Origin of the sequence: Vibrio sp. (genome assembly GCF_047973365.1) — a bacterium.
In the GTDB taxonomy this organism is placed as follows: Bacteria; Pseudomonadota; Gammaproteobacteria; order Enterobacterales; family Vibrionaceae; genus Vibrio.
Window position 1 is genome coordinate 33677 of record NZ_JBKEBW010000054.1, and the last position, 22016, is coordinate 55692.

The 22016-nt window shown below is 44.2% G+C and carries 18 protein-coding genes and 4 tRNA genes; 12 read left to right on the forward strand and 10 right to left on the reverse strand.

The features are described from left to right. Nucleotides 1–106 precede the first annotated feature (106 nt). The 6 genes from ACK5MF_RS07680 to ACK5MF_RS07705 form a co-directional block, all read right to left on the reverse strand. The gene (locus ACK5MF_RS07680) at nt 107–541 is read right to left on the reverse strand and encodes a hypothetical protein (protein WP_416920928.1); all 435 of its coding nucleotides are present in this window, start codon (nt 539–541) and stop codon (nt 107–109) included. 216 nt (nt 542–757) lie between these two features. Then, complete coding sequence (locus ACK5MF_RS07685; RefSeq protein WP_416920929.1) at nt 758–946, reverse strand: hypothetical protein; 189 nt, start codon at nt 944–946, stop codon at nt 758–760. Nucleotides 947–1106: 160 nt separating this feature from the next. Then, entirely contained in the window at nt 1107–2123 is a 1017-nt protein-coding gene (locus ACK5MF_RS07690; protein ID WP_416920931.1) for a hypothetical protein, read from the reverse strand. Nucleotides 2124–2281: 158 nt separating this feature from the next. Next, on the reverse strand, nt 2282–2950 hold the full coding sequence (locus tag ACK5MF_RS07695; protein ID WP_416920933.1) for an OmpA family protein: 669 nt from the start codon (nt 2948–2950) through the stop codon (nt 2282–2284). Between the two features lie 121 nt (nt 2951–3071). Next, nucleotides 3072–3755 (reverse strand): DUF2786 domain-containing protein, encoded by a 684-nt coding sequence (locus tag ACK5MF_RS07700; RefSeq protein ID WP_416920962.1) that lies wholly within the window; start codon nt 3753–3755, stop codon nt 3072–3074. A 141-nt stretch (nt 3756–3896) separates the two neighbouring features. Further along, on the reverse strand, nt 3897–4574 hold the full coding sequence (locus ACK5MF_RS07705; RefSeq protein WP_416920935.1) for a DUF3334 family protein: 678 nt from the start codon (nt 4572–4574) through the stop codon (nt 3897–3899). A gap of 289 nt (nt 4575–4863) precedes the next feature. On the opposite strand from ACK5MF_RS07705, the gene ACK5MF_RS07710 reads away from it, so the two are divergent. Together ACK5MF_RS07710 and ACK5MF_RS07715 are read left to right on the forward strand one after the other, a co-directional pair. Next, nucleotides 4864–7902: an FAD-binding and (Fe-S)-binding domain-containing protein gene (locus ACK5MF_RS07710; RefSeq protein ID WP_416920937.1), complete on the forward strand. Its 3039-nt coding sequence runs from the start codon at nt 4864–4866 to the stop codon at nt 7900–7902. 100 nt (nt 7903–8002) lie between these two features. Beyond that, nucleotides 8003–8464 carry a methyltransferase family protein gene (locus ACK5MF_RS07715; RefSeq protein WP_416920939.1) on the forward strand — a complete coding sequence of 154 codons (462 nt, stop codon included), beginning with the start codon at nt 8003–8005 and terminating at the stop codon, nt 8462–8464. A gap of 71 nt (nt 8465–8535) precedes the next feature. On the opposite strand, the gene ACK5MF_RS07720 is transcribed toward ACK5MF_RS07715, so the two are convergent. The 3 genes from ACK5MF_RS07720 to yeiP form a co-directional block, all read right to left on the reverse strand. Next, entirely contained in the window at nt 8536–9255 is a 720-nt protein-coding gene (locus ACK5MF_RS07720) for a DUF3581 domain-containing protein (protein ID WP_416920941.1), read from the reverse strand. A gap of 128 nt (nt 9256–9383) precedes the next feature. Continuing rightward, the gene (locus ACK5MF_RS07725) at nt 9384–9704 is read right to left on the reverse strand and encodes an HI1450 family dsDNA-mimic protein (protein WP_416920943.1); all 321 of its coding nucleotides are present in this window, start codon (nt 9702–9704) and stop codon (nt 9384–9386) included. Nucleotide 9705: 1 nt separating this feature from the next. After that, the gene (gene yeiP / locus ACK5MF_RS07730) at nt 9706–10272 is read right to left on the reverse strand and encodes an elongation factor P-like protein YeiP (protein ID WP_042488415.1); all 567 of its coding nucleotides are present in this window, start codon (nt 10270–10272) and stop codon (nt 9706–9708) included. 200 nt (nt 10273–10472) lie between these two features. On the opposite strand from yeiP, the gene ACK5MF_RS07735 reads away from it, so the two are divergent. Then, a complete protein-coding gene (locus ACK5MF_RS07735) occupies nt 10473–11240 on the forward strand; it encodes a nucleotidyltransferase domain-containing protein (RefSeq protein ID WP_416920946.1) in 768 nt (255 codons plus the stop codon). A 3-nt stretch (nt 11241–11243) separates the two neighbouring features. Here ACK5MF_RS07735 and ACK5MF_RS07740 read toward each other — a convergent pair whose 3' ends face one another. Further along, complete coding sequence (locus ACK5MF_RS07740; protein WP_416920947.1) at nt 11244–13607, reverse strand: DNA polymerase II; 2364 nt, start codon at nt 13605–13607, stop codon at nt 11244–11246. 396 nt (nt 13608–14003) lie between these two features. On the opposite strand from ACK5MF_RS07740, the gene uvrY reads away from it, so the two are divergent. From uvrY to pheT, 9 genes are all read left to right on the forward strand, one after another. Further along, a complete protein-coding gene (uvrY, locus tag ACK5MF_RS07745; protein WP_416920948.1) occupies nt 14004–14648 on the forward strand; it encodes a UvrY/SirA/GacA family response regulator transcription factor in 645 nt (214 codons plus the stop codon). Further along, nucleotides 14648–16480 carry an excinuclease ABC subunit UvrC gene (uvrC, locus tag ACK5MF_RS07750; protein ID WP_416920950.1) on the forward strand — a complete coding sequence of 611 codons (1833 nt, stop codon included), beginning with the start codon at nt 14648–14650 and terminating at the stop codon, nt 16478–16480. Before uvrY ends, uvrC begins: the two co-directional genes overlap by 1 nt. A 46-nt stretch (nt 16481–16526) precedes the next feature. Beyond that, nucleotides 16527–17084, forward strand: a complete 558-nt coding sequence (gene pgsA / locus ACK5MF_RS07755) for a CDP-diacylglycerol--glycerol-3-phosphate 3-phosphatidyltransferase (protein WP_416920952.1) — start codon at nt 16527–16529, stop codon at nt 17082–17084. A 280-nt stretch (nt 17085–17364) separates the two neighbouring features. Beyond that, nucleotides 17365–17438, forward strand: a tRNA-Cys gene (locus tag ACK5MF_RS07760). A gap of 2 nt (nt 17439–17440) precedes the next feature. Next, nucleotides 17441–17516 (forward strand) — tRNA-Gly (locus ACK5MF_RS07765). 155 nt (nt 17517–17671) lie between these two features. Beyond that, a tRNA-Leu gene (locus ACK5MF_RS07770) sits at nt 17672–17758 on the forward strand. Between the two features lie 8 nt (nt 17759–17766). Next, nucleotides 17767–17842, forward strand: a tRNA-Gly gene (locus ACK5MF_RS07775). A 482-nt stretch (nt 17843–18324) separates the two neighbouring features. Next, nucleotides 18325–19308, forward strand: coding sequence for a phenylalanine--tRNA ligase subunit alpha (gene pheS, locus ACK5MF_RS07780; RefSeq protein WP_416920954.1), 984 nt, complete (start codon nt 18325–18327; stop codon nt 19306–19308). A gap of 18 nt (nt 19309–19326) precedes the next feature. Continuing rightward, the gene (gene pheT / locus ACK5MF_RS07785) at nt 19327–21714 is read left to right on the forward strand and encodes a phenylalanine--tRNA ligase subunit beta (RefSeq protein ID WP_416920956.1); all 2388 of its coding nucleotides are present in this window, start codon (nt 19327–19329) and stop codon (nt 21712–21714) included. The last annotated feature ends 302 nt before the right edge of the window (nt 21715–22016 follow it).

Genomic DNA, 22016 nt, shown 5'->3' on the forward strand with positions numbered 1-22016 from the left:
AAAAATCACCAAAACAAAAGTTGGATAGGGAATAAGCGAACAAGATGTGGCGGTAACGACAATAACGAAGCCCTCTAAGGCAGAGGGCAAAAGACAGTGATAGCGATTAGTGAAATTGTGGCGCTGTTGGTTCTAAGAAAAACACTTCGCAGTTATGTTCAGAAGCCATTTGTGTTAATAATTTTTGGCTAACAATGTCGATATTACCTGAAGCGACGATGGCGCTCGCGTTACCCGACTGAATGGCTTTCATCACGATAGTGATTTCCGACTGTGACTGAGATGGTTTCATATGAATGATTCTATTGCAATGTATTTGATGGACTGCCAATTCATTACACTGAGGACGAGGGCATTCGCCAGTAAACAGTATCCATTGTTTATACTGAGAAAGACTTGAAAGGCGGGTTAACATATCTTTACCTTTCACTTCTGTACCTTTCACTGCGGAATGTAAATGATTAAATACTGGTTTTCCAAAACGGGTTGCGTTGGTTTCCACAGCGAATGATTTGTTCACTAGCAATTCATTATTTAGCATAACACTGTCCTTTTATACATGCTGTATGCGCATACAGTAGTGTCAAACTAAATACTGATCAAGAAATAATTTAAAATTTTGTGGGTAATTTTTCAAAATGGTAGTAAACCAATGCACAACCAAGGCGCGACTGAAGCACCTTGGTTTATATAAAGAATGGTTTATATAAAGAATGGTTTATATAAGAAATGGAATTTATTCGGTTTAGCAGAACGACTATAGCGAGTGAGGCTGTTGTCGTTCTCGCATTGCTTGTTCAGCAATATTGAATTGTCGTACATCCATGCGAGCAAAGGCATTACAGTGCTCACATGAACGATGTGTCTTGCCGTCTATGTATTCGTGTTTTGTCAGTAGTAAACTGGGTCTTTTGCACCAGTCACACACGCCTTCAATAGTAAACATATCTTCTCCTTACTGCTGTATCGGTTAGGCGCTAATTTCGCGCGGATTATGCCACACAAAAACAAAGAAAGTTAATGAAATGTTGTAATATCGGTGAGGGTGTAGATAACGTGGTCTAACTGTTTAAAAGGATTAGATTTATCTGCATGACTGAGTGTAACTAATTGTTAACGACATCTAAGATAGTTTTGAGAGCGCCATTGAGCCGTTTCATTTCCTCATCGTTGCCTTTCATATCGGGATGATAAATTTTGGACAACTGCTTATAACGAATCTTTATTGTTTTCTCATCAGGCAGTTGGCTCGGATGATAGCCGAATATCGCGCAGGCGAGTTGAAACTTCTGCTCTTGGTTTGAATTCGCCTGGTTTTTTTGTGACCGTTTTAACTCCTGATAAAGAACTTCAAGTTGTCTTTTTTGTTTCTTAATAACAACGATATTGTCAGCTAGCTTTTGCTCTAGCTGTTGTTGCTCTGTTAACTGATCTAACGCATTTGTCTCTTTCTTATGTCTTTTTTGGCGCTGATAGAGTGAAGCAACAAGCATGAGCAGAGCAATCGATGCCAGTATCACGACATAGACCCAATTCAGCTTGTTTAAGTCTAAACTGGAAGATGCAGGACTTGTCTCTTGCTGAACGGTGGCTTCGTTGTCGAGCTGATCGATCGCCGATACCTGCTTTGCTCTCTGCCGGTTGAACTTATCTTCCAGGATTTGACTGTATGCTTGTTCGGCTTCAGGAAGTGATTGGGCAACTGTACGGAACCAAATTTCTGCCATCTGTTGCGAAGTCGGGGAGTTTTTCAATGTCTGATACTGCTTGCCTAGCTCAAACTGCGCCTCAGGGTTCCCTTGTGTAGCCAGTTTGGTTAGCCAGTAAATGCCTTCAGCAGTATTTATTTCGATGCCTTGGCCCTGTAAATACATCTTTGCCAGTTGATGCATTGCCTGAGGTTGATTTCTTTCAGAGGATTGTTTAAACCAGTAGAAAGCTTCGCTTAGATCTTGAGGAATGCCATTGCCAGATTGGTAGCGAAGGGCTAATTGATACTGTGCCTCAGCATCGTTGTTATTGGCTTTACGCAGTAATTCAGCTATTTGAGGATCTGCGGCTGTATCTGCGTATAAAAAGAAAGCCCAGCAGAGAGAAATAAGCCCAATTAGCAGTCGAATCAAGGTGACCTTCCATATTCTACTTCGGAGAATATTCCCAGCCTTAGGGCTGGGAATTCAAGTCAGTCTATCTTAACGCTCACTTGTTGCGAAATAAACGGAGTTATCTTTTGAAGTTAATCAAACTCCGCTTATGTTGATAAGCAATGAGCTGCTTAAGATTATTTTAGCGGTAGGATCTGGATTTCTACACGTCGGTTGCACGAGCGACCTTGCGTCGTGTCGTTTGAGCAAAGTGGGTAACGTTCTCCGTTACCACGAGCGATTGCGCGACCCGTTGCAACACCCTGAGAGATTAAGAATGAGCGAACAGATTCAGCACGACGCTCTGATAGGATTTGGTTGGTGTTGTCGCTGCCCGTGCTGTCAGTGTGACCATCTATTACCAGGCTTGTATCTGGATATTCAACAAGAATACGTGCTACACCACGTAGTGTGTTGTGAATACTTGAATCAAGTTGATATGAGCTACTTGAGAAACCGATACCGTTTTCTAGACGAAGAAGGAGTTGGTTTTCACCCACACGTTCTACCTGAACACCTGAGTTTAAAAGTTCTTGGCGCAGAGCTGCTTCTTGTTGGTCAAAGTAGTAACCAACGCCACCACCTACTGCCGCACCGCCTGCCGCGCCAATCAGTGCATATTTGCGACGTTCTTTGGCATCATCGCCAGTTGCTAAGCCTGCTGCGGCACCAGCTAGCGCACCGAGTAGCGCGCCTTTCGTTGCAGAGTTGGTTTCGGTTTCGCCTGTCGTCGCATTTTGGCGTTGAGTCGCCTGACAGCCAGATAATGTAATTGCCACTGCTAGGGCTAATGTGATTTTTTTCAAAGTAGCTACTCCATGTCTTATTTTTTTGTTGTCGCATGCATAAGACGAGATTAGAAGAAGAAGATCAACTAGGACAAGTCGGATTTGACCTAGGGCTGACCAAAAACTTCATTCGAAAGTATTACTTTAGTAGTTTAGGAGCTTGAGCGCCATTTATTGGACGATTGACAGAGACTCTGCGACCTTTCTTCAAACCGATTTCGTAGTCCGCAGTCAGGTTTTTCATCGCTTCACGAAGTTGTTGTTTAAAGGTTTCCCGATCGATGTTCTTGAACTCTTTGTCGATGTAATCGTTAATTTTATTGGCAGAATCTTCGTCGGGAGAGATAACCGGAAGCTTTTCTAACGCACCTTCAATCCATCCAGATACAAACGAACTGACCCGACGGTTAACTTCTGCAGTGGATGTGCCACTTCCCGCAAAACTGTTGCGGAACTGACCGGTATGTTCGTTCATCTCTCGGTACACAATATCAAAAGCAAAAGCTGCGAAGATGGCACGGTCCGCTTCTCCGATGAACTCTACACGTTTTAAACCTTTGTGATTGACGAGTACCGCTTCAACGCCAAACTTGGTATTGATACCACGAATGATGCGCAAAATGCCTGAACTGATAGAGGTCGGTAGTAAATGGCTCGATTGTGTTTTGCCCAGTTTAATGAATTCGATATCGTCTTTATCGAGACCATATTTCAGCATCAAACGATGAGCCATTTTAATCGCGTTCGCCGCTTCGTTTACGTTTGCTGAGTTACCAAGTTCTAAACACTTAGCGATTTTTTTCAGGGCTTTCTTTTTATCAATCGACATTCAAAAATTTTAGGCCAAAAACCTGTTACCGAGATTAGAAAAGTCAGACATTTTAACGTTTTTGCAGCATCAGGGGAAGGAAAGATGTGAGAGTTGCAGCTAGCTAGCTGCAACTTTGAACAATCATATGAAGGCTTATATACCGAGTTCGTCTAATAGGTCGGACGCTAGGTCTTCATCTTGCTTAGTCTCTTTGTGTGCGGACATTCCTTTTTGCGCATTTTCTAAAATGGCATCAGGGCTTTCATCTTCACTCACCTCGAAATCTTCAAGTTGGATAAATTCGGTTTTATCCATTGCAAGCTCTAAGTAGAAGATGTTGTTTTTCTCGGTGGAGAAGGTCACTCGTCGTACTTGAGGACGGTCGAGATTGGTATCAACCGACAAAATAACCTGTTTGTTGAGAGACAACATTTTAGGTTGGTTTTGCGTAATGTTAGTTTGTAATTCTTTACGGATCTTATTGGTGAAATCGCCGACCAATTGGTTCATGAGTTCACCCAGAACGTCACCTACTTCATCAGAGGTATGTAAAATCGCCAGTTCTTCTGCTGGCATCCCCATGTTGCGCATGTAGTTGGTATAAACCTCTAGCGCTGCCTTTGCGGTAAAGTTGATAACAACTAACCCTGAAAATCCGCCGTCAAAAAGTACAAAACAACCAAAATCAGGCTTAAGAGAGGTTTTGTTTATTTTCTGAACCATCGCTGAATAGTTGATACTGGAATTGGTTGCTGCAGTGAGTACTGAAGATACAGACTGGCACAACTTTAGCAGGATATCTTCTGTGGTTACGATTTTGTTTTTTCTCATGGTGTTACCGTAAGTTAGTTATTTCCGTGAAGGTCAATTGACCTTGATAATGCATAACGACTTTAAGAATCGCCCATTAAGCAGACGTTTATCAAGCAAACGTTTGCATGACTGTGGCTCTATGCTTTCAAGCGAAACGAAATAGAACCGATAGAAAAATGGATTTGATTCGCTCTGTCAACGAGATTCTGATTTGATCACCTTTTCAAATGTTGTAAAGTGACCGAATTCATATAATTAACCTATAACCCATAGCTGATTGGATCAGCGACTTACGGGCAGGAAGCAAATGTTACCAAGACTTCACCTTCAATCTGATGTCGATCCGGTTGTTTTAACCTTTTTACATGAACTAGAAGCTGCCGGTTTTACTGGCGATATCGAAACTCAATATTCAAGCCGTTTAGCGGTAGCCACTGATAACAGTGTATACCAACAACTTCCACAAGCTGTGATTTTGCCTAAATCTACTGAAGATGTGGCACTCATCGGTAAAATGAGTTCCAAACCAGAATTTGAGCGAGTGACTTTTTCTCCTCGCGGTGGTGGTACGGGCACAAACGGTCAGGCGTTGACGAAAGGTGTTGTGGTCGATCTTTCGCGTTACATGAACCAAGTTATTGAAATTAATGCTGAAGAGGGCTGGATTCGGGTACAAAGCGGCGTGATCAAAGATCAGCTAAACGATGCAGTTCGCCCATACGGCTATTTTTTCTCTCCCGATCTTTCAACCAGTAACCGTGCGACTATCGGCGGTATGGTAAACACTGACGCTTCTGGTCAGGGCTCATTGAAATACGGCAAAACCTCGGATCATGTTTTGTCTCTGCAAGCCGTTTTCGCCGATGGCTCCATTCTTGAAACCGACATGTCACACGGTACGCCAGATGAAGGCAATTATGCTTTCAAAGCCATGCAGGTGACGGAGGCGGTATGCCGCGACAAACGTCAGCAGATTGTTGATAAATTTCCACCACTGAACCGTTTTCTTACCGGTTATGATCTAAAAAATGCTATCAGCGAGGAAACGGGTGCGTTCAACATTACTCGAGTTCTGTGTGGCGCTGAAGGTTCATTAGCATTTATCACTGAAGCAAAGCTTAATCTGACTCGAATTCCTAAGGCGCGTACCCTAGTAAATGTAAAATACGACAGTTTTGACTCAGCATTGCGTAATGCGCCATTGATGGTTGAAGCCAATGCTTTGTCTGTAGAAACCGTTGACTCAAAAGTTCTGAACCTAGCTAAAGAAGATATTGTTTGGCATAGCGTCAGTGACTTGATCACCGACGTTCCGGGCAAAGAGATGCAAGGGATCAACATCGTTGAGTTTGCCGATCAGGATGAAAAAGCAGTTGAAGAGTTGGTCGCAAAGCTGACAGCCAGTTTAGATGAAGCTTTGGCGAATCAGCAAAGCGGCATTATCGGTTATCAAGTGTGTACTGATTTAGCCAGCATTAACCGTATTTACAACATGCGTAAGAAAGCCGTAGGCCTACTGGGTGCTGCTAAAGGGCGCGCTAAGCCTGTTCCGTTTACCGAAGATACTTGTGTTCCGCCAGAAAATTTAGCTGACTTTATTGCTGAATTCCGTGAACTACTTGATTCGAAACAACTTGCCTATGGCATGTTTGGTCATGTGGATGCGGGTGTGTTGCATGTTCGTCCGGCTTTAGATATGTGCGATCCTAAGCAAGAGCTGATGATGCACGAAATCTCGGATGAAGTAGTCAAGCTGGTGGCGAAATATGGCGGTTTGATGTGGGGTGAGCACGGAAAAGGTTTCCGCTCAGAGTATGGTCCGGCATTCTTTGGTGAAGAGCTGTTTGCCGAATTACGCCGCGTGAAAGAAGCTTTTGACCCACACAACAAGATGAACCCAGGGAAGATCTGTACGCCGCTTAATACCAATTTTGAACTGGTTAAAGTGTCAGATAAAAAACGTGGTTATTACGATCGCCAAATTGATGTGCAAGTCCGTGACAGCTTTAAACAAGCGATGGAATGTAACGGCAATGGCTTGTGTTTTAACTACGAAACCAGCTCGCCAATGTGCCCGTCGATGAAAGTGACCGCTGACCGTCGCCACTCGCCAAAAGGTCGAGCTGGATTGGTGCGTGAATGGCTACGCCAACTAACTGAGCAGGGCATTGATATTCTCGATTTAGAACAGCAAACCCTGACTAAAACACCGACGATCAAAACCATGATTGACCGCATTCGCAATCGTATTAATCAACGTCATGAGTATGATTTCTCACATGAAGTCTACGAAGCGATGAACGGTTGCTTAGCGTGTAAAGCGTGTGCCAGTCAGTGTCCAATCAAAGTTGACGTTCCAAGTTTCCGTTCTCGTTTCTTAAATATCTATCACTCTCGCTACCAGCGTCCGGTGAAAGACTATTTAGTCGCAAATATCGAAACCATGTTACCGTTGATGGGTAAAGCGCCGAGATTGGTAAACGGCATGTTGGAGCAGAAATGGGTTCAGAGTTTAACCGAAAAAACCGTTGGCTATGTTGATACTCCGTTACTGACCGTTCCTACGCTCGCTCAGCGTATTCGTCGTCATCCGGTCGCTACTTTTGATATGCAGTATTTGGCTGGCATTTCAAAAGATGAGCGTGAACAACATGTCATCATTGTTCAGGATCCGTTCACTAGCTACTACGATGCTGATGTGGTGGAAGATTTCATCGCGTTAGTCATCAAATTAGGTAAAAAGCCGGTGTTGCTACCGTTTAAGCCAAACGGTAAAGCGCAGCATATCAAAGGTTTCTTGAGACAGTTTAAAGCCACGGCTGAAAGCACCGCCGCTTTTCTTGAGAAAGTTGCTGATCTCAAGATAGCTATGGTTGGCGTTGATCCAGCCTTGGTACTTTGCTATCGCGATGAATACGCAGAAGTGCTTGGCGACAAGCGTGGCGATTTCACTGTGTTAACGGTTCATGAGTGGCTGAAACCGCGTTTGTCCGAGTTTGTTACCTCGGAAACCACAAGCGGTGAAGCTTGGTATTTACTTGCGCACTGTACTGAGAAAACCAAACTGCCAAATGCTGAAAAAGAGTGGGGCGAAATTTTTGCACACTTTGGGGGATTGCTAAAAACAGTGCCTGTGGGCTGTTGTGGTATGGCGGGTACTTTTGGTCACGAGCTTGATAAGCTGCAAATGTCGAAAGATATTTACGGACTTAGCTGGAAGCCAAGCTTAGAAAAATTGCCCAAAGAACGCTGTTTGATCACCGGTTACTCATGTCGCAGCCAGGTAAAACGTTTTGAGCACATAAAGCCTAAACATCCATTGCAAGCGTTATTGCAGCTAATTTGAATTGTTGAAGAATAAAGCCCGACGTTGTCGGGCTTAACTTTATCGTTCATTATTAGACCATTAGAATTATCAATTGAGTGTGTGGCAACGGAGAAAATCAATGCATCGACTGGAACTCAAAATTCCACCAGTAGCGGTGTTTGTTATTGCTATGGTGCTGATCAATCGCTTGGCGCATATTTTCACCTTTGCCCATGTCTCTTTACCTTATGTCGGCATGATCTGGAGCATCTGTTTTGTGCTTTCTGGTTTTATTGGTATCGCAGGCCTATTTGAGTTCCGTAAAGCGAAAACAACGGTAAATCCGACCAAACCCCATCGGGCAACGACTATTGTAGAAAGTGGTATCTTTCACTATTCACGAAATCCAATGTATTTAGGGCTGTTGTTGCTACTGATTGGTTTTGCGTACTGGCAACAGAATATATTGAGTTTGTTTACCTGTATTGGCTTCGTTTGGTACATGAACCGCTTTCAGATAGTTCCTGAGGAACGTACCTTAATTCAGATTTTTGGTCAGCCTTATGTTGACTATAAAACCCGTGTTCGGCGCTGGATTTAAAGCAAATCTGCTTGTGAGGTAAATAAAAAGCCCCACTCAATGGAGTAAGGCTCAGTTATTCTTTACAACGATTAAGCTGCGAGTTTCGCTAAAAAGGTCTCTTTGCGTTCGTTAAAGCGATTGACCAGATCGTCAATCTCACTTTGTTCGTAAGGTTTCAGGCCACTTGCAACCATACGTTTCAAGCCATGACCCACAACGACGCCTTCCTCTTTGAATGCAAACGTCATAGTGACTACACCACGCTTGCCGTCCACATCGAACGTTGCGCCTGTGTATTCAACTTCTGGGTGCGTCATGTCTAGACGATCAAACTCGACTTCCATGCTCTCATAGATAACCAACGGACGTTGAGGATTAATCATCATCTGTTGTTCTTCCATGAGCGGGACCATTATGTGAGGGAAGTTCATACCAGAGAACTGCACATAATTGGTCACGACATGCTCAATAAACGCTGAATCGTGGCTAACTTCACCTTCGCGGATCATATGCAAATATTCTTTACCTGCTTCATCAACCACAGCACTCTCTTTGTCGCATTTGTTTTCAATGTGTAGAGAGATCCCGTCGTTCACCATGCCTGAAAACTTGAAGCGCATTTTTTTGCTGATGCCTTCTTGTTGTAGCAACACTGCAAATAGAAGATCACCCGGCACACAGAAGCGTTTGCTGTCTTCGTCGTGAATTGGGTTGTAGTCACCCGCCACTTTCTTCGCAAAATGGCTAGCCTGTTCGCGAGTGAATTGGAATTTTTTATCTTGGCTTGAGAAGTATGGAGTTAGATACATAATTTACGCTATTCATAAAAACTGCGAGGATTATAACTGCTAAAGTTTTTTTAATGGTCCAATCAGTTTCAAAAAATAACGCCAACCCGAAGGTTGGCGTTTGACACTTGATGATACGGAGATTGCGATTAATCGCGTTTCCACATCATATGACAAGCTTTATGGTCTGGATCGAGACTGATGAGCATTCGTGCGAATACGTCATCCAGTTGATCATTGTCTTCATTGACGAGGCCAATACGGACTTCCGCGTAAGTTTCTTTATCAAATTCAAAACCTACTTGTTCTACCCAGTCGTCGCCAATTTCTACGACTTCTGCTGCACCGCGATCATCAAATTGAGCGGTGAACAGAATCACATCAACGGGTTCCAGATTGTCTGGAGCCATTTCTAAGAAAATGTCGTAGGCAGCTTCGATGGCGTCGTCTAATGAGATCAATTCAGACATATTACGCTCGGCTCATGAACTTACGTTCAGTCGTGTTGATAACAACGCGCTCGCCACTAGCGATGTATTCTGGAACTTGAACAGTTAAACCAGTAGCAAAACGTGCTGGTTTAGAACGAGCTGAAGCTGAAGCACCTTTGATTGAAGGGTCAGTTTCTTCGATAACCATTTCAACAGAAGACGGCAGTTCGATAGCAACAGGTTTGCCATCAACAAGCACAACTTGCATACCCTGAATTTCTTCAGTGATGAACAAGCACTCTTCTTCGATGTCTGCTTTCTTGAAGTTGAATTGAGAGTAATCTTCATTGTCCATGAAGATGTACTCGTCGCCATCAACGTAAGAGAAAGATATGTTACGTTTGTTCATGTCAACGGTATCTAGGAAGTCGTCTGACTTGTAACGCTCATCAACACGAGCACCAGTGTTTAGATCTGTACAACGTAGTTTGTAGATCTTAGAACCACCACGGCCACCCGGTGTTGTCACTTCGATATCTTTGATTAGTAATGTTTTGCCGTTTGATACGATCGCAAAACCTTTTTTAAGTTCACTTGCCTTTGGCATGGAGTCTTATCCTTCGTTTTTCGTTTCGGCGCATTATACAGTTAGCCAAGCTAGAAAAGGAATATCTGACTGCAACTTGAGATAAGAATAATGCATTAAATGTGTATTTCACGCTTCATAAACTGTCTAAGCTATTGATTCACGCCCGTGCTTAAGGGAACATAAACAGCCTCTTCACTCTATGGAGCTAACACCCGTTCATGACGCTTATGGTTATTGACCCTAAACAGCCTTTTCAACCTGAGTTCCAACCCGCTGTTGACGACTTAGTTCGTTTCTTACGTGCCGGAGTGGGGGACGCATTGCACAGTATCTACCTGTACGGCAGTGTTGCGAGGAAAACAGCCGTGGCGGGTCAGTCAAATATGGACGTGGTGATTGTTACCAAACGACCTTTTGAAGATCGCAAAGTGACTCTGCTTAATACGATTCGCTGGCGATTCCAAAAGAGCTTCCCGTTTATAACCGATGTCAATATCAAGACGGCTCTGGTCGACGAGATTGCCATCTTAGACAGCATTTTTACTTGGGGTTTTATGCTCAGACACTGCTGTGTCTGTGTTTACGGCGACAACTTGGCGGAATGTTTTGGCGATTTTGAACCGAGTTGGGAAATCGCCAAACACTGGAATATGGATATCTCTGATGTGGTTCCCGTTCTGCGTGACCGTATTGTCAAAGCCAATACGTCACAGGAGCAATTAAAAGCACAAAAGCAGATGGCGAAAAAACTGCTCAGAGCAAGTTATTCTCTGGTGATGTACAAAGATAAACAGTGGTTTGATGACCCCGTTGAGTGCGGGCGTCACTTCCTGCGCTACCATCCTGAAATGCAGCTTGAAGTTGATCGTTTAGGGTTGCTGCTGAAAGATAAAATCATTCCTAAACGTTCGGTAATTGGTTTAGTCGATAGTTTCGGACCTTGGCTTATTCAGCAATACCAAAAAACGGAGTTCCGCATCGGTTGATGGTTAAAACAGTCCCAATTGTGGCAAACTGATCGACTCAAACTGCAAACCAACGAAAGGTAAAATGGCGTCGGCAACAGGCTTTAGTTGCTTATCAATGTAGTGCTGATAATCAATGCGACTTTTCAGGTACTCTTTTGGTTCCGGGCCATTTAGTGTCATCAGATATTCGATACGTCCACGGGTTTGATACTGCAACGGTCTGCCTAACTGCGCATTGATTTCATCAGCCATACGGGCCGCGCGTACTTGGGGCGGGACGTTTTTCTGATACTCATGCAGCTTTCTGCGCAACCGCTTCTGATAGACCAGTTCATCATCAAATTTCCCCGCAAGGGTATCTTCAACGACTTGGCGAACATAGCTGTCAGGGCTTTCACCGTGAAAAATCATTGAATACAAGGTGTGTTGAAAGCGCTGTGCCAGTGGCGTCCAATCGGTTCTGGCACTTTCAAGTCCTTTGAATACCATTCGTTCTTGCTCGCCCTCTCCAATCAGTCCTGCATAACGCTTTTTAGATCCCGTTTCAGAACCACGAATGGTTGGCATTAAGAACTTGCGATAATGAGTTTCGTATTCGATTTCTAAATTTGAGCTAAGCGCATAGGTCTGTTTTAGATGAGTTGTCCACCATTGGTTGATATGAGTGGCTAACTTTCTACCTATCGTATCCGCATCAGCTTGGCTGTGTTCATGTCCAAGTGAGACAAAGGTTGAGTCGGTATCGCCATAAATCACTTGGTATCCATGTTCTTCAACCAGAAGCTTGGTCTGTTTCATGATTTCATGACCACGCATAGTAATGCTAGAAGCAAGTCGAGTATCGAAGAAACGGCAACCGGACGAACCCAATACCCCATAAAAAGAGTTCATGATGATCTTAATCGCTTGAGAAAAAGCTTTGTCGTTGTTCTTCTTAGCGATATCTCTGGCCGCCCAGAGGTTTTCAATCATCTGGGGAAGAAAATGTTTGCTGCGGTGGAACTGACCGCCACGAAAACCCGGTACAGCCTGGTTATCGCCGTTACCTATTTCTAATTTTAAACCTTCGATTAAACCTAAAGGATCGATGAGGAATGAACGAATAATTGATGGGTAGAGGCTTTTAAAGTCCAGTACCAATACTGAGTCATACAATCCTGGAATAGAGTCCATAACGTACCCACCGGGGCTAGCTAGCCAGTTTTCCGAATGTAGATTCGGCGCAACGTAGCCCGCACGATGTAGCTGAGGTAAATATAGGTTGGTAAAAGCCGCCACCGAACCGCCAACTCGGTCAAGTTCTACACCGGTCAGTTTAGAACGTTCAATGGCGAAATCGAGCAAGTGCGTATGCCGGAAAATTTTATTCACCAACACACAGTCCTGTAAGTTGTATTTCGCTAGTGAGGGTTTATCGTGACGATACATACGGTTAATTTCATCCATACGACCGTGAACATTGTGAATGTCTTTACCTTCACCAAGCAATTGTTGCGATACGGATTCTAGCGACCACGAACGGAACTGATAAGTGGCTGTTTTCAGCGTATCGATGCCATCCAAAACCACGCGTCCCGGAATAGTGATGAAGCCTTGCTGAGTTTGATTTGCGCTACGGAAAAAGCTAGGTTGATTGCCTCTACCGAGCATTAATTTAATTTTGTGCCACTCTGAGCGTTTGTGTAGTAATCGGAAATCAAAGTCGATAACACTCCAGCCCACAATGACGTCTGGGTCGAACTTTTCAAACCATGCACATAACGCTTGTAACAAATCATACTCATTGGAAACCCACTGAATGTTCGTTTCCGCTTCTTCCGGTTCACCAATCATAATAACGCGGCTATCCATCAGGCTATCGAGACCAATCGAATATAAAATGCCTTTCTCTGAGCACTCCAAATCTAACGAAACCACTTTCAATTTAGGCGTGTAATCACCAGTTTTACACTTCGCATTCAGCACCTTTTGATAGCTCGAATAACGGGTAAAATCTCCGGTAAATGCCATGCTGCCTTGGATAAATCGCTCCATCAGAAATCGGTCAGCTAGTTTTATGTCTGACTCCAGAATCAGAATGTCGGCTTGTTCAAACAAGGTTTTTAGAGCATTAGATTGTTGTATGGTGTCACAATAGCAAGCCGCTAAGGGTTGCTGATCAAAAGACATCATTTCGAGATTGCGAATAGTTGCGGTGAGTGAACTTGAAGCTAATAGTTCGTTGGCTTGGGCTACAGACGCTTGCTGAAGAAAAAACACCGGCTTTTCATCTTTGATGATTAATTGAGTCGGTCCCGAGTCCGTAGCAAGCCAAAGCTCGATGTGCGTTTGACCTTGTATGTCTCGTGATTGCCTTGTAAGCAGAAAGCCTTGTTGAATCGTCAAATGGTTGTTCCGAGCGAGAGAGTGAGCCTCCGGTTTATCTTGGTGGGCATAATAGCAAAAAGTTAACTAAATAGCAGAATCGATGCGTCTTGCTTAAAACGTATGCGATAAGGTAACGATCTTTTGAGCAGAACAAGAGCTCGCTCAAACTTCCTATAAAAGTCACTTTTAATGTAAGAATAGCCTGATATGTTTGTCAGGTTGTTCAAAGAACTGATATTTTTATAAATTCTCAATTTGTGGCAACGCCTAGAAATAAGTGCTTGCTAAAGTTCGGGTTTGAGCACATATTCAGTGCGAGAAAAAATTCCAATTTTGAGTTAGAGTAGGCAGCCAAGCTGTTATCCACTACTGCGGTGGGTGCAGAGCCAAATAGATAAGTGTGGAGATACAAGAGTGATTAGTGTTTTCCTTGTAGATGATCACGAGCTGGTTCGCACAGGGATACGACGTATTATTGAAGACGTCCGTGGAATGAACATAGCAGGGGAAGCTGATAGCGGTGAAGATGCGGTAAAATGGTGTCGTAACAACCATGCTGATGTCGTGTTGATGGATATGAACATGCCGGGCATTGGTGGGTTAGAGGCTACCAAGAAAATTTTACGCGTGAATCCAGACGTAAAAATCATCGTATTAACAGTACATACTGAAAACCCGTTCCCAACAAAAGTCATGCAGGCTGGGGCAGCGGGCTATTTAACAAAAGGTGCCGCTCCAGACGAAATGGTTAACGCTATTCGTGTTGTGAACAGTGGCCAACGTTATATCTCTCCAGAAATAGCGCAGCAAATGGCTTTAAGTCAATTTTCACCTGCTTCTGAAAACCCATTTGCCGATTTGTCTGAACGTGAACTTCAGATCATGATGATGATCACCAAAGGACAAAAAGTGACCGATATTTCTGAGCAGTTGAATCTGAGTCCTAAAACCGTTAACAGTTACCGCTACCGCTTGTTTGCCAAGCTGGATATTGGCGGTGATGTTGAGTTAACCCACTTAGCTATTCGACATGGAATGCTAGACACAGAGAAACTCTAGTGTCAGATGTGTTCGACTCAGTCTCTTTTCTAAAGACAGTAACGGATCAGCCCGGCGTTTATCGTATGTATAACGCCGATGCTGATGTTATTTATGTTGGTAAAGCAAAGGATCTTAAAAAACGCCTTTCCAGCTATTTCCGTAAAAAAATCGACAGTGAGAAAACGCGCGCTCTGGTCAGTAACATTGCCAAGATTGACGTGACGGTTACTCATACCGAAACGGAAGCGTTGATCCTCGAGCACAACTACATCAAGCAGTATTTACCTAAATACAACGTGTTGCTGCGAGATGATAAGTCATATCCTTTTATCTTCATCAGTGGGCACAAACATCCGCGACTATCATTACATCGTGGTGCTAAAAAACGTAAAGGTGAGTACTTCGGGCCTTATCCGGATGCGGGTGCGGTGCGTGAAACGTTGCACCTGATGCAGAAGATATTCCCTGTACGTCAGTGTGAAGACACGGTTTATAGCAACCGAACTCGTCCATGTTTGATGTATCAGATTGGTCGCTGTGCTGCCCCATGCGTTAAAAATATCATTTCCGATCAAGAGTACGCTGAGCTGGTGGAGTATGTGCGCTTCTTCCTGCAAGGGAAAGATAAGCAAGTGCTCGAAATTCTCATTGAAAAAATGGAAAACGCCAGCCAGCAGTTAAGGTTTGAACAGGCAGCGAAATATCGCGATCAAATTCAGGCTATCCGTCGTGTGCAAGAGCAGCAGTTTGTTTCTGAAGACAGCATGGATGATATGGATGTGCTTGGCTTTGCGCAGGAAAATGGCATTGCCTGTATCCATATTTTAATGATTCGTCAGGGAAAAATTCTCGGTAGTCGCAGTCATTTTCCTCGCATTCCCAATAACACTTCTCAAGAAGAAGTGTTTGAGAGCTTCTTGAGCCAATATTATTTGAATCACAACGAAGCGCGTACCATTCCGACTCGAATCATCCTTAATGAAGGTTTGCTTGAAGATTCAGAGCCTTTGCGTGATGCTCTGCAGCAAGTGGCGGGTAGGAAGATCACTTTCCATGTCAATCCTACTGGAACCCGGGCTCGTTATTTGAAGCTATCAAATACCAACGCTTTAACGGCGATTACGACTAAGATTAACCATAAAATGACCATCAATCAGCGTTTCAAAGCGCTGCAAGATGAGTTAGATATGGATAATATCAGCCGCATGGAGTGTTTCGATATTTCTCACACTATGGGTGAAAGCACCATTGCGTCGTGTGTTGTGTTTAATCAGGAAGGTCCGGTTAAGCAAGAGTATCGTCGTTATAACATTACTGGGATTACTGGTGGTGATGATTATGCCGCGATGGGGCAGGTGTTAGAGCGTCGGTATTCAAAACAGTTAGATGTTGAAAAAATTCCGGACATTATCTTTATTGATGGTGGTAAAGGTCAGCTTAATCGTGCTCACGAAGTGATTGGCAAATGTTGGGCAGATTGGCCAAAACGACCAAGACTGATTGGTATTGCCAAAGGGGTTACTCGCAAACCGGGTTTAGAGACTCTTATTACTGTCGAAGGTTATGAATTTAACTTGCCAAGCGATGCGCCTGCGCTACATTTGATTCAGCACATTCGCGACGAAAGCCATAACCATGCTATTGCCGGACACAGAGCAAAACGAGGTAAAACTCGCCGCACCAGTGCGTTGGAAGGTATTGAAGGTGTAGGTCCAAAACGTCGTCAAGCTTTGCTCAAATATATGGGTGGGCTTCAGGAGTTGAAACGAGCGACTGTCGAAGAAATTGCCAAAGTGCCAGGAATCAGTAATTCTTTGGCAGAAAATATTTATCAGGCATTGAAACAATAACAAAAATGCAGCACCATTAAGCTGCAGTCGACAAGAGCCTTATAATATGCGTTTTAATATTCCCAACATTCTGTCTTTACTACGACTTTTTCTGATCCCAGTATTTGTTGTCGTGTTCTATCTTCCCTATCAATGGGCTCCTTTTGCTGCCGCAATGGTGTTCTGGGTCGCGGGTTTTACCGACTGGTTAGATGGGATGTTGGCACGTAAACTCGGTCAAACTTCGCGTTTCGGCGCATTTATTGATCCAGTGGCTGATAAAGTACTTGTAGCAACAGCTTTAATCTTAATTACTGAGTACTACCACAATATCTGGATTACCATTCCTGCTGTGACCATGATTGCTCGTGAAATCATTATTTCAGCACTGCGTGAGTGGATGGCGGAGATTGGTAAACGCGCAAGTGTTGCGGTTTCTTGGATCGGTAAAGTAAAAACATTAACGCAAATGTTCGCACTGTGGGTGCTTATCTGGCGTTATGATGATTGGATGATTTGGCTCGGTTATGGCGCATTGTATATTGCAACGTTGCTAACTTACTGGTCGATGGCGCAGTATTTGATGGCGGCCAAAGATGATCTTCTCAACGAAGAAAACCACTAATTTGATAGAAATGGGCGTAAGCCCATTTTTTAATGCTTAGTATTTCACCTTTCGTGATATCAGGCGATGTAAACGATAGTTTAGTGGTTGTTAAATGCAGTTATGTTGTGGAAAACATAAGCTTTTTTGCTAATAAATTGACCAAATTGGTGCTTTTTGAACGCAAAATAGACAAACGATTTAAAATCAAAAAAATTGTGTTGACTCGTTGCATCGAATCCGTAGAATGCATCCCGTACTCAAGAGGAACGCGAAATAATGTGGGTTTCTTGAAGTTGAAGGCGCGTTAGCAGAGTGGTTATGCACCGGATTGCAAATCCGTGTACATCGGTTCGATTCCGGTACGCGCCTCCATTGCGACACTAGCTCAGTTGGTAGAGCGCAACCTTGCCAAGGTTGAGGTCACGAGTTCGAACCTCGTGTGTCGCTCCAGTTTTTAGAGAGTTGCACCCTTTAGAGCGCAAGCTTGTCAAGGTTGAGGTCACGCCTTTTGTTAAGAGATGGGAACCTCGTGTGTCACTCCAAATTAAATTGATATGGCATAATGCGGTATCAAGATGACAAAAAGTCATCAAAAAGAATTGTGTGCCCTGGTGGTGAAATTGGTAGACACAAGGGATTTAAAATCCCTCGACTTTCGAGTCGTGCCGGTTCAAGTCCGGCCCGGGGCACCATAAAAATTGCGACACTAGCTCAGTTGTTAGAGCGCAACCTTGCCAAGGTTGAGGTCACGAGTTCGAACCTCGTGTGTCGCTCCAAATAAGAAAGCCTCGATTATATCGAGGTTTTTTTATGCCTGAAATTCAGAGGACACAATCTCAGTTGATAGAGCGCAACCTTGCCAAGGTTGAGGTCACGCCTTTTTGTTTAAAAGAATGGGAACCTCGTGTGTCGCTCCAAATAATACCAGTCTGGAAAACTTTCTGATCAGTGAATGGGCATCGATAAGCAAACCCGCCGAGCCATGGATGGCTCGGCGGAGCTTCAGGGACGAATTCATGGTGTTTGTGTTCGACGCTCATTCGCCGTTCCACCGACGCTCAATCTGAGTATATTTTTACCTAGAATGATATGAAAGCGTATTTCAATTTGGCTTTGACGCCAGCTTTCGATACTATGTACAGCTATTTGATATATCCCAAGAAACCCATACGGTCACTCTTTATGACTCCCTTTTTGAGAGTCGAAGGAACCCTTTTGGGCTCGTTATGGAAACTGCTAATCAGCAGACGAGGAAACGATGCAACATCTACAAGATATTATTGCTAATGCGACAACAGCGATTGAAGCTGCGTCGTCGTTAGTTGCACTTGATGAAGTGCGTGTTCAGTATCTGGGTAAGAAAGGTGAATTAACGGTTCAACTTCAAAGCCTAGGTAAGCTACCACCAGAAGAACGTCGTACAGCTGGCCAAGAAATCAACGTGGCTAAGGCAGAAGTTCAAAAAGCGATCGCATTGCGTAAAGACGCTCTGCAAAGCGCAGAACTAGAAGCTAAGCTAGCGGCAGAAACTATTGATGTGACGCTACCTGGTCGTCGTATCGAAAATGGTGGTCTTCACCCAGTGACTCGCACTGTTGAGCGTATTGAGAAGTTCTTCGGCGAACTAGGCTTTAGCACTGAGTCTGGCCCTGAAATCGAAGATGCATTCCATAACTTTGATGCGCTTAACATTGCAGAAGATCACCCAGCTCGTACTGACCACGATACATTCTTCTTCAACCCAGATTTGATGTTGCGTACTCACACTTCAGGTGTACAAATCCGTACCATGGAAAATGGTAAGCCACCATTCCGTTTCATCGCTCCGGGCCGCGTATACCGTAATGACTACGACCAAACACATACGCCAATGTTCCACCAAGTGGAAGGTATGTTGGTTGATGAGAACGTAAACTTCGCTCAGCTAAAAGGCATCTTGAACGATTTCCTATGCAATTTCTTCGAAGAAGAAGTCGAAGTCCGTTTCCGTCCTTCTTACTTCCCATTCACTGAACCTTCAGCAGAAGTTGACGTGAAAGGCAAAAATGGCAAATGGCTAGAAGTACTAGGTTGTGGCATGGTTCATCCTAACGTACTGCGCAGTGTTGGTATCGACCCTGAAAAATACTCTGGTTTCGCATTCGGTATGGGCGTAGAGCGTTTAACTATGCTTCGTTACGGCGTTAACGACCTACGAGCGTTCTTCGAAAACGATCTTCGTTTCCTTAAACAGTTCAAGTAATTCAAGGGTAAATACACAATGAAATTCAGCGAATCATGGCTTCGTGAGTGGGTAAACCCAGCGGTTACTACTGACGAACTAACGCACCAAATAACTATGGCTGGTCTAGAAGTCGATGACGTACTTCCAGTAGCTGGCGAATTCACTGGCGTAAAAGTCGGTTACGTTGTTGAGTGTGGTCAGCATCCAGATGCAGACAAACTGCGCGTGACTAAAGTTGACGTGGGTGAAGAAGAACTATTAGACATCGTTTGTGGCGCACCAAACTGCCGTCAAGGCCTTAAAGTTGCTGTAGCAACTGTAGGTGCTGTACTTCCGGGCGATTTCAAAATCAAAAAAGCAAAACTACGTGGTCAACCTTCGCACGGCATGCTTTGTTCATTCTCTGAGCTAGGTATCGACGTTGAGTCAGAAGGCATCATGGAGTTGGCGGAAGATGCGGTTATCGGCACTGATTTCCGTCAGTTCCTAAGCCTAGATGACGTAACGGTTGATGTTGACCTGACTGCAAACCGTGCTGACTGTTTCAGCATTCGTGGTATGGCTCGTGAAGTCGGTGTTCTAAACCGCGCAGACGTCACTGAACCTTCAGTAGCGCCAGTTGCACCTTCAATCGACGATGTTGTATCAATCGAAGTGAAAGCACCAGAGGCATGTCCACGTTACCTTGGTCGTGTAATCAAGAACGTAAACGTTCAAGCTGAAACACCACTTTGGATGCAAGAAAAGCTACGTCGTTGTGGTATTCGTTCAATCGATCCAGTTGTAGACATCACAAACTACATTCTTCTTGAGCAAGGTCAGCCAATGCACGCATTCGACCTAGCGAAAATTGAAGGTGGTATTGTTGTTCGTCTTGCTGAGCAAGGTGAAAAGCTAACTCTGCTAGATGGCACAGAAGCAGAACTTAATGCGAATACACTGGTTGTTGCTGACCACAAACAAGCGCTAGCTATTGCTGGTATCTTCGGTGGTGAAGGTTCTGGTGTAAACGCTGAGACTAAAGACGTTCTACTAGAATGTGCATTCTTTGCTCCAGACCATATCCGTGGTCGCGCTCGTAGCTACGGTCTGCACACTGATTCTTCAATGCGTTTTGAACGCGGTGTGGATTTCGCACTACAAGTAAACGCAATGGAACGTGCAACTCAGCTTCTTGTTGAGATCTGTGGTGGTGAAGTCGCACCTGTTGTTGCTGTTGAGTCTGAAGCGGACCTACCTAAACCAAATACAGTATCACTACGTCGTACTAAGCTTGATAGCCTGCTGGGCCACCACATTGCGGATGCAGAAGTGGTTGAGATCCTAGAGCGTCTTGGTATGTCTGTTGAAGCAACAGAGGCAGGTTGGACTGCAACTGCACCAACATGGCGTTTTGATATTGCGATTGAGCAAGATTTGATTGAAGAAGTTGGCCGTATCTACGGTTACAACAAGATTCCAAACCAAGCGCCGATTGCAGCACTAAACATGAACGCTCAAAATGAAGCGAACCTTCCGCTTAAGCGTGTTCGTGACCTTCTTGTTGACCGTGGTTACCACGAAGCAATCACATACAGCTTCGTTGAGCCTGAGCAACAAAAACTGATCGTTAACGATGTTGAACCTCTAATTCTGCCATTCCCAATTTCTGCGGATATGTCAGCAATGCGTTTAGGCCTTATCCAAGGTCTGCTAAACACTGTGGTTCACAACCAGAAACGTCAACAACCACGTGTTCGCCTATTCGAATATGGTCTGCGTTTCATTCCATGTGAGACAGCAGAAAACGGTATGCGCCAAGAGTCGATGCTTGCAGGTGTTATTGCGGGTACTCGCGGTGAAGAACACTGGGGTATGGAAACAACAACGGTTGATTTCTTCGATCTGAAAGGCGATCTAGAAGCTATTCTTGAGCTTTCTGTGAACGAAAAAGCGTACAGCTTTGTTGCGACTCGTCATCCAGCGCTTCACCCAGGTCAATCTGCAGCGATTATCGTAGATGGCAAACAAGTCGGTGTGATTGGTACTGTTCACCCAGAGCTTGAACGTAAATTTGGTCTGAACGGTCGCACCGTTGTGTTCGAAATCGAGTGGAATGCCATTAACTCACGTGTGATTCCTGAAGCAGCTTCAGTATCGAAGTTCCCTTCAAACCGTCGTGACATTGCCGTCGTTGTTGACGAAAACATTGCTTCTGGTGATATCGTAGCGGCATGTTATGCCTCTGGTGGTGAACTTCTTAAAGATGCAAAACTGTTCGACGTATACGTCGGTAAAGGTGTTGAAGAAGGTAAGAAAAGCCTTGCTATTGCACTGATCCTACAATCCGTTGAACGTACGCTAGAAGAAGCAGACATTGCAGCAGCAGTAGAAGCGATTGTTAAAGCAGTATCTGAACAGTTTGGCGCTAGCCTACGAGACTAATTTAGTCTGAAAGCGACGTAGATTAATGAGCAAAAGAGCAGGTTGAAAAACTTGCTCTTTTTTGTTTGCCCAGCAAAGCTGGCAAACCCGTCCACTTGAAAGAAAGTGGAGTCACCCTGACTAAGGGGAAGACAATCCGAATGGCAAGGGCGTCACGGGCTAACGGTGGGGTCTGAAGGAAGCCATAGGAAGTTAGATGTACACAACTAACCGTAATCTGTTTCGGCGGTACTGGTGGGTAAGCGTCCAAAATAGCGCAAAGCCCAATACTTAGTCAGACCAATACTGTGATTGAGGGTGGG

What these genes read in the sequence shown, in the direction of transcription:
- ACK5MF_RS07735 (WP_416920946.1), top strand. Translation starts at nt 10,473, where the DNA reads ATGACGCTTATGGTTATTGACCCTAAACAGCCTTTTCAACCTGAGTTC.
- ACK5MF_RS07725 (WP_416920943.1), bottom strand. Translation starts at nt 9,704, where the DNA reads ATGTCTGAATTGATCTCATTAGACGACGCCATCGAAGCTGCCTACGAC.
- ACK5MF_RS07720 (WP_416920941.1), bottom strand. Translation starts at nt 9,255, where the DNA reads ATGTATCTAACTCCATACTTCTCAAGCCAAGATAAAAAATTCCAATTC.
- pheT (WP_416920956.1), top strand. Translation starts at nt 19,327, where the DNA reads ATGAAATTCAGCGAATCATGGCTTCGTGAGTGGGTAAACCCAGCGGTT.
- pheS (WP_416920954.1), top strand. Translation starts at nt 18,325, where the DNA reads ATGCAACATCTACAAGATATTATTGCTAATGCGACAACAGCGATTGAA.
- pgsA (WP_416920952.1), top strand. Translation starts at nt 16,527, where the DNA reads ATGCGTTTTAATATTCCCAACATTCTGTCTTTACTACGACTTTTTCTG.
- ACK5MF_RS07685 (WP_416920929.1), bottom strand. Translation starts at nt 946, where the DNA reads ATGTTTACTATTGAAGGCGTGTGTGACTGGTGCAAAAGACCCAGTTTA.
- yeiP (WP_042488415.1), bottom strand. Translation starts at nt 10,272, where the DNA reads ATGCCAAAGGCAAGTGAACTTAAAAAAGGTTTTGCGATCGTATCAAAC.
- ACK5MF_RS07680 (WP_416920928.1), bottom strand. Translation starts at nt 541, where the DNA reads ATGCTAAATAATGAATTGCTAGTGAACAAATCATTCGCTGTGGAAACC.
- ACK5MF_RS07710 (WP_416920937.1), top strand. Translation starts at nt 4,864, where the DNA reads ATGTTACCAAGACTTCACCTTCAATCTGATGTCGATCCGGTTGTTTTA.
- ACK5MF_RS07715 (WP_416920939.1), top strand. Translation starts at nt 8,003, where the DNA reads ATGCATCGACTGGAACTCAAAATTCCACCAGTAGCGGTGTTTGTTATT.
- ACK5MF_RS07705 (WP_416920935.1), bottom strand. Translation starts at nt 4,574, where the DNA reads ATGAGAAAAAACAAAATCGTAACCACAGAAGATATCCTGCTAAAGTTG.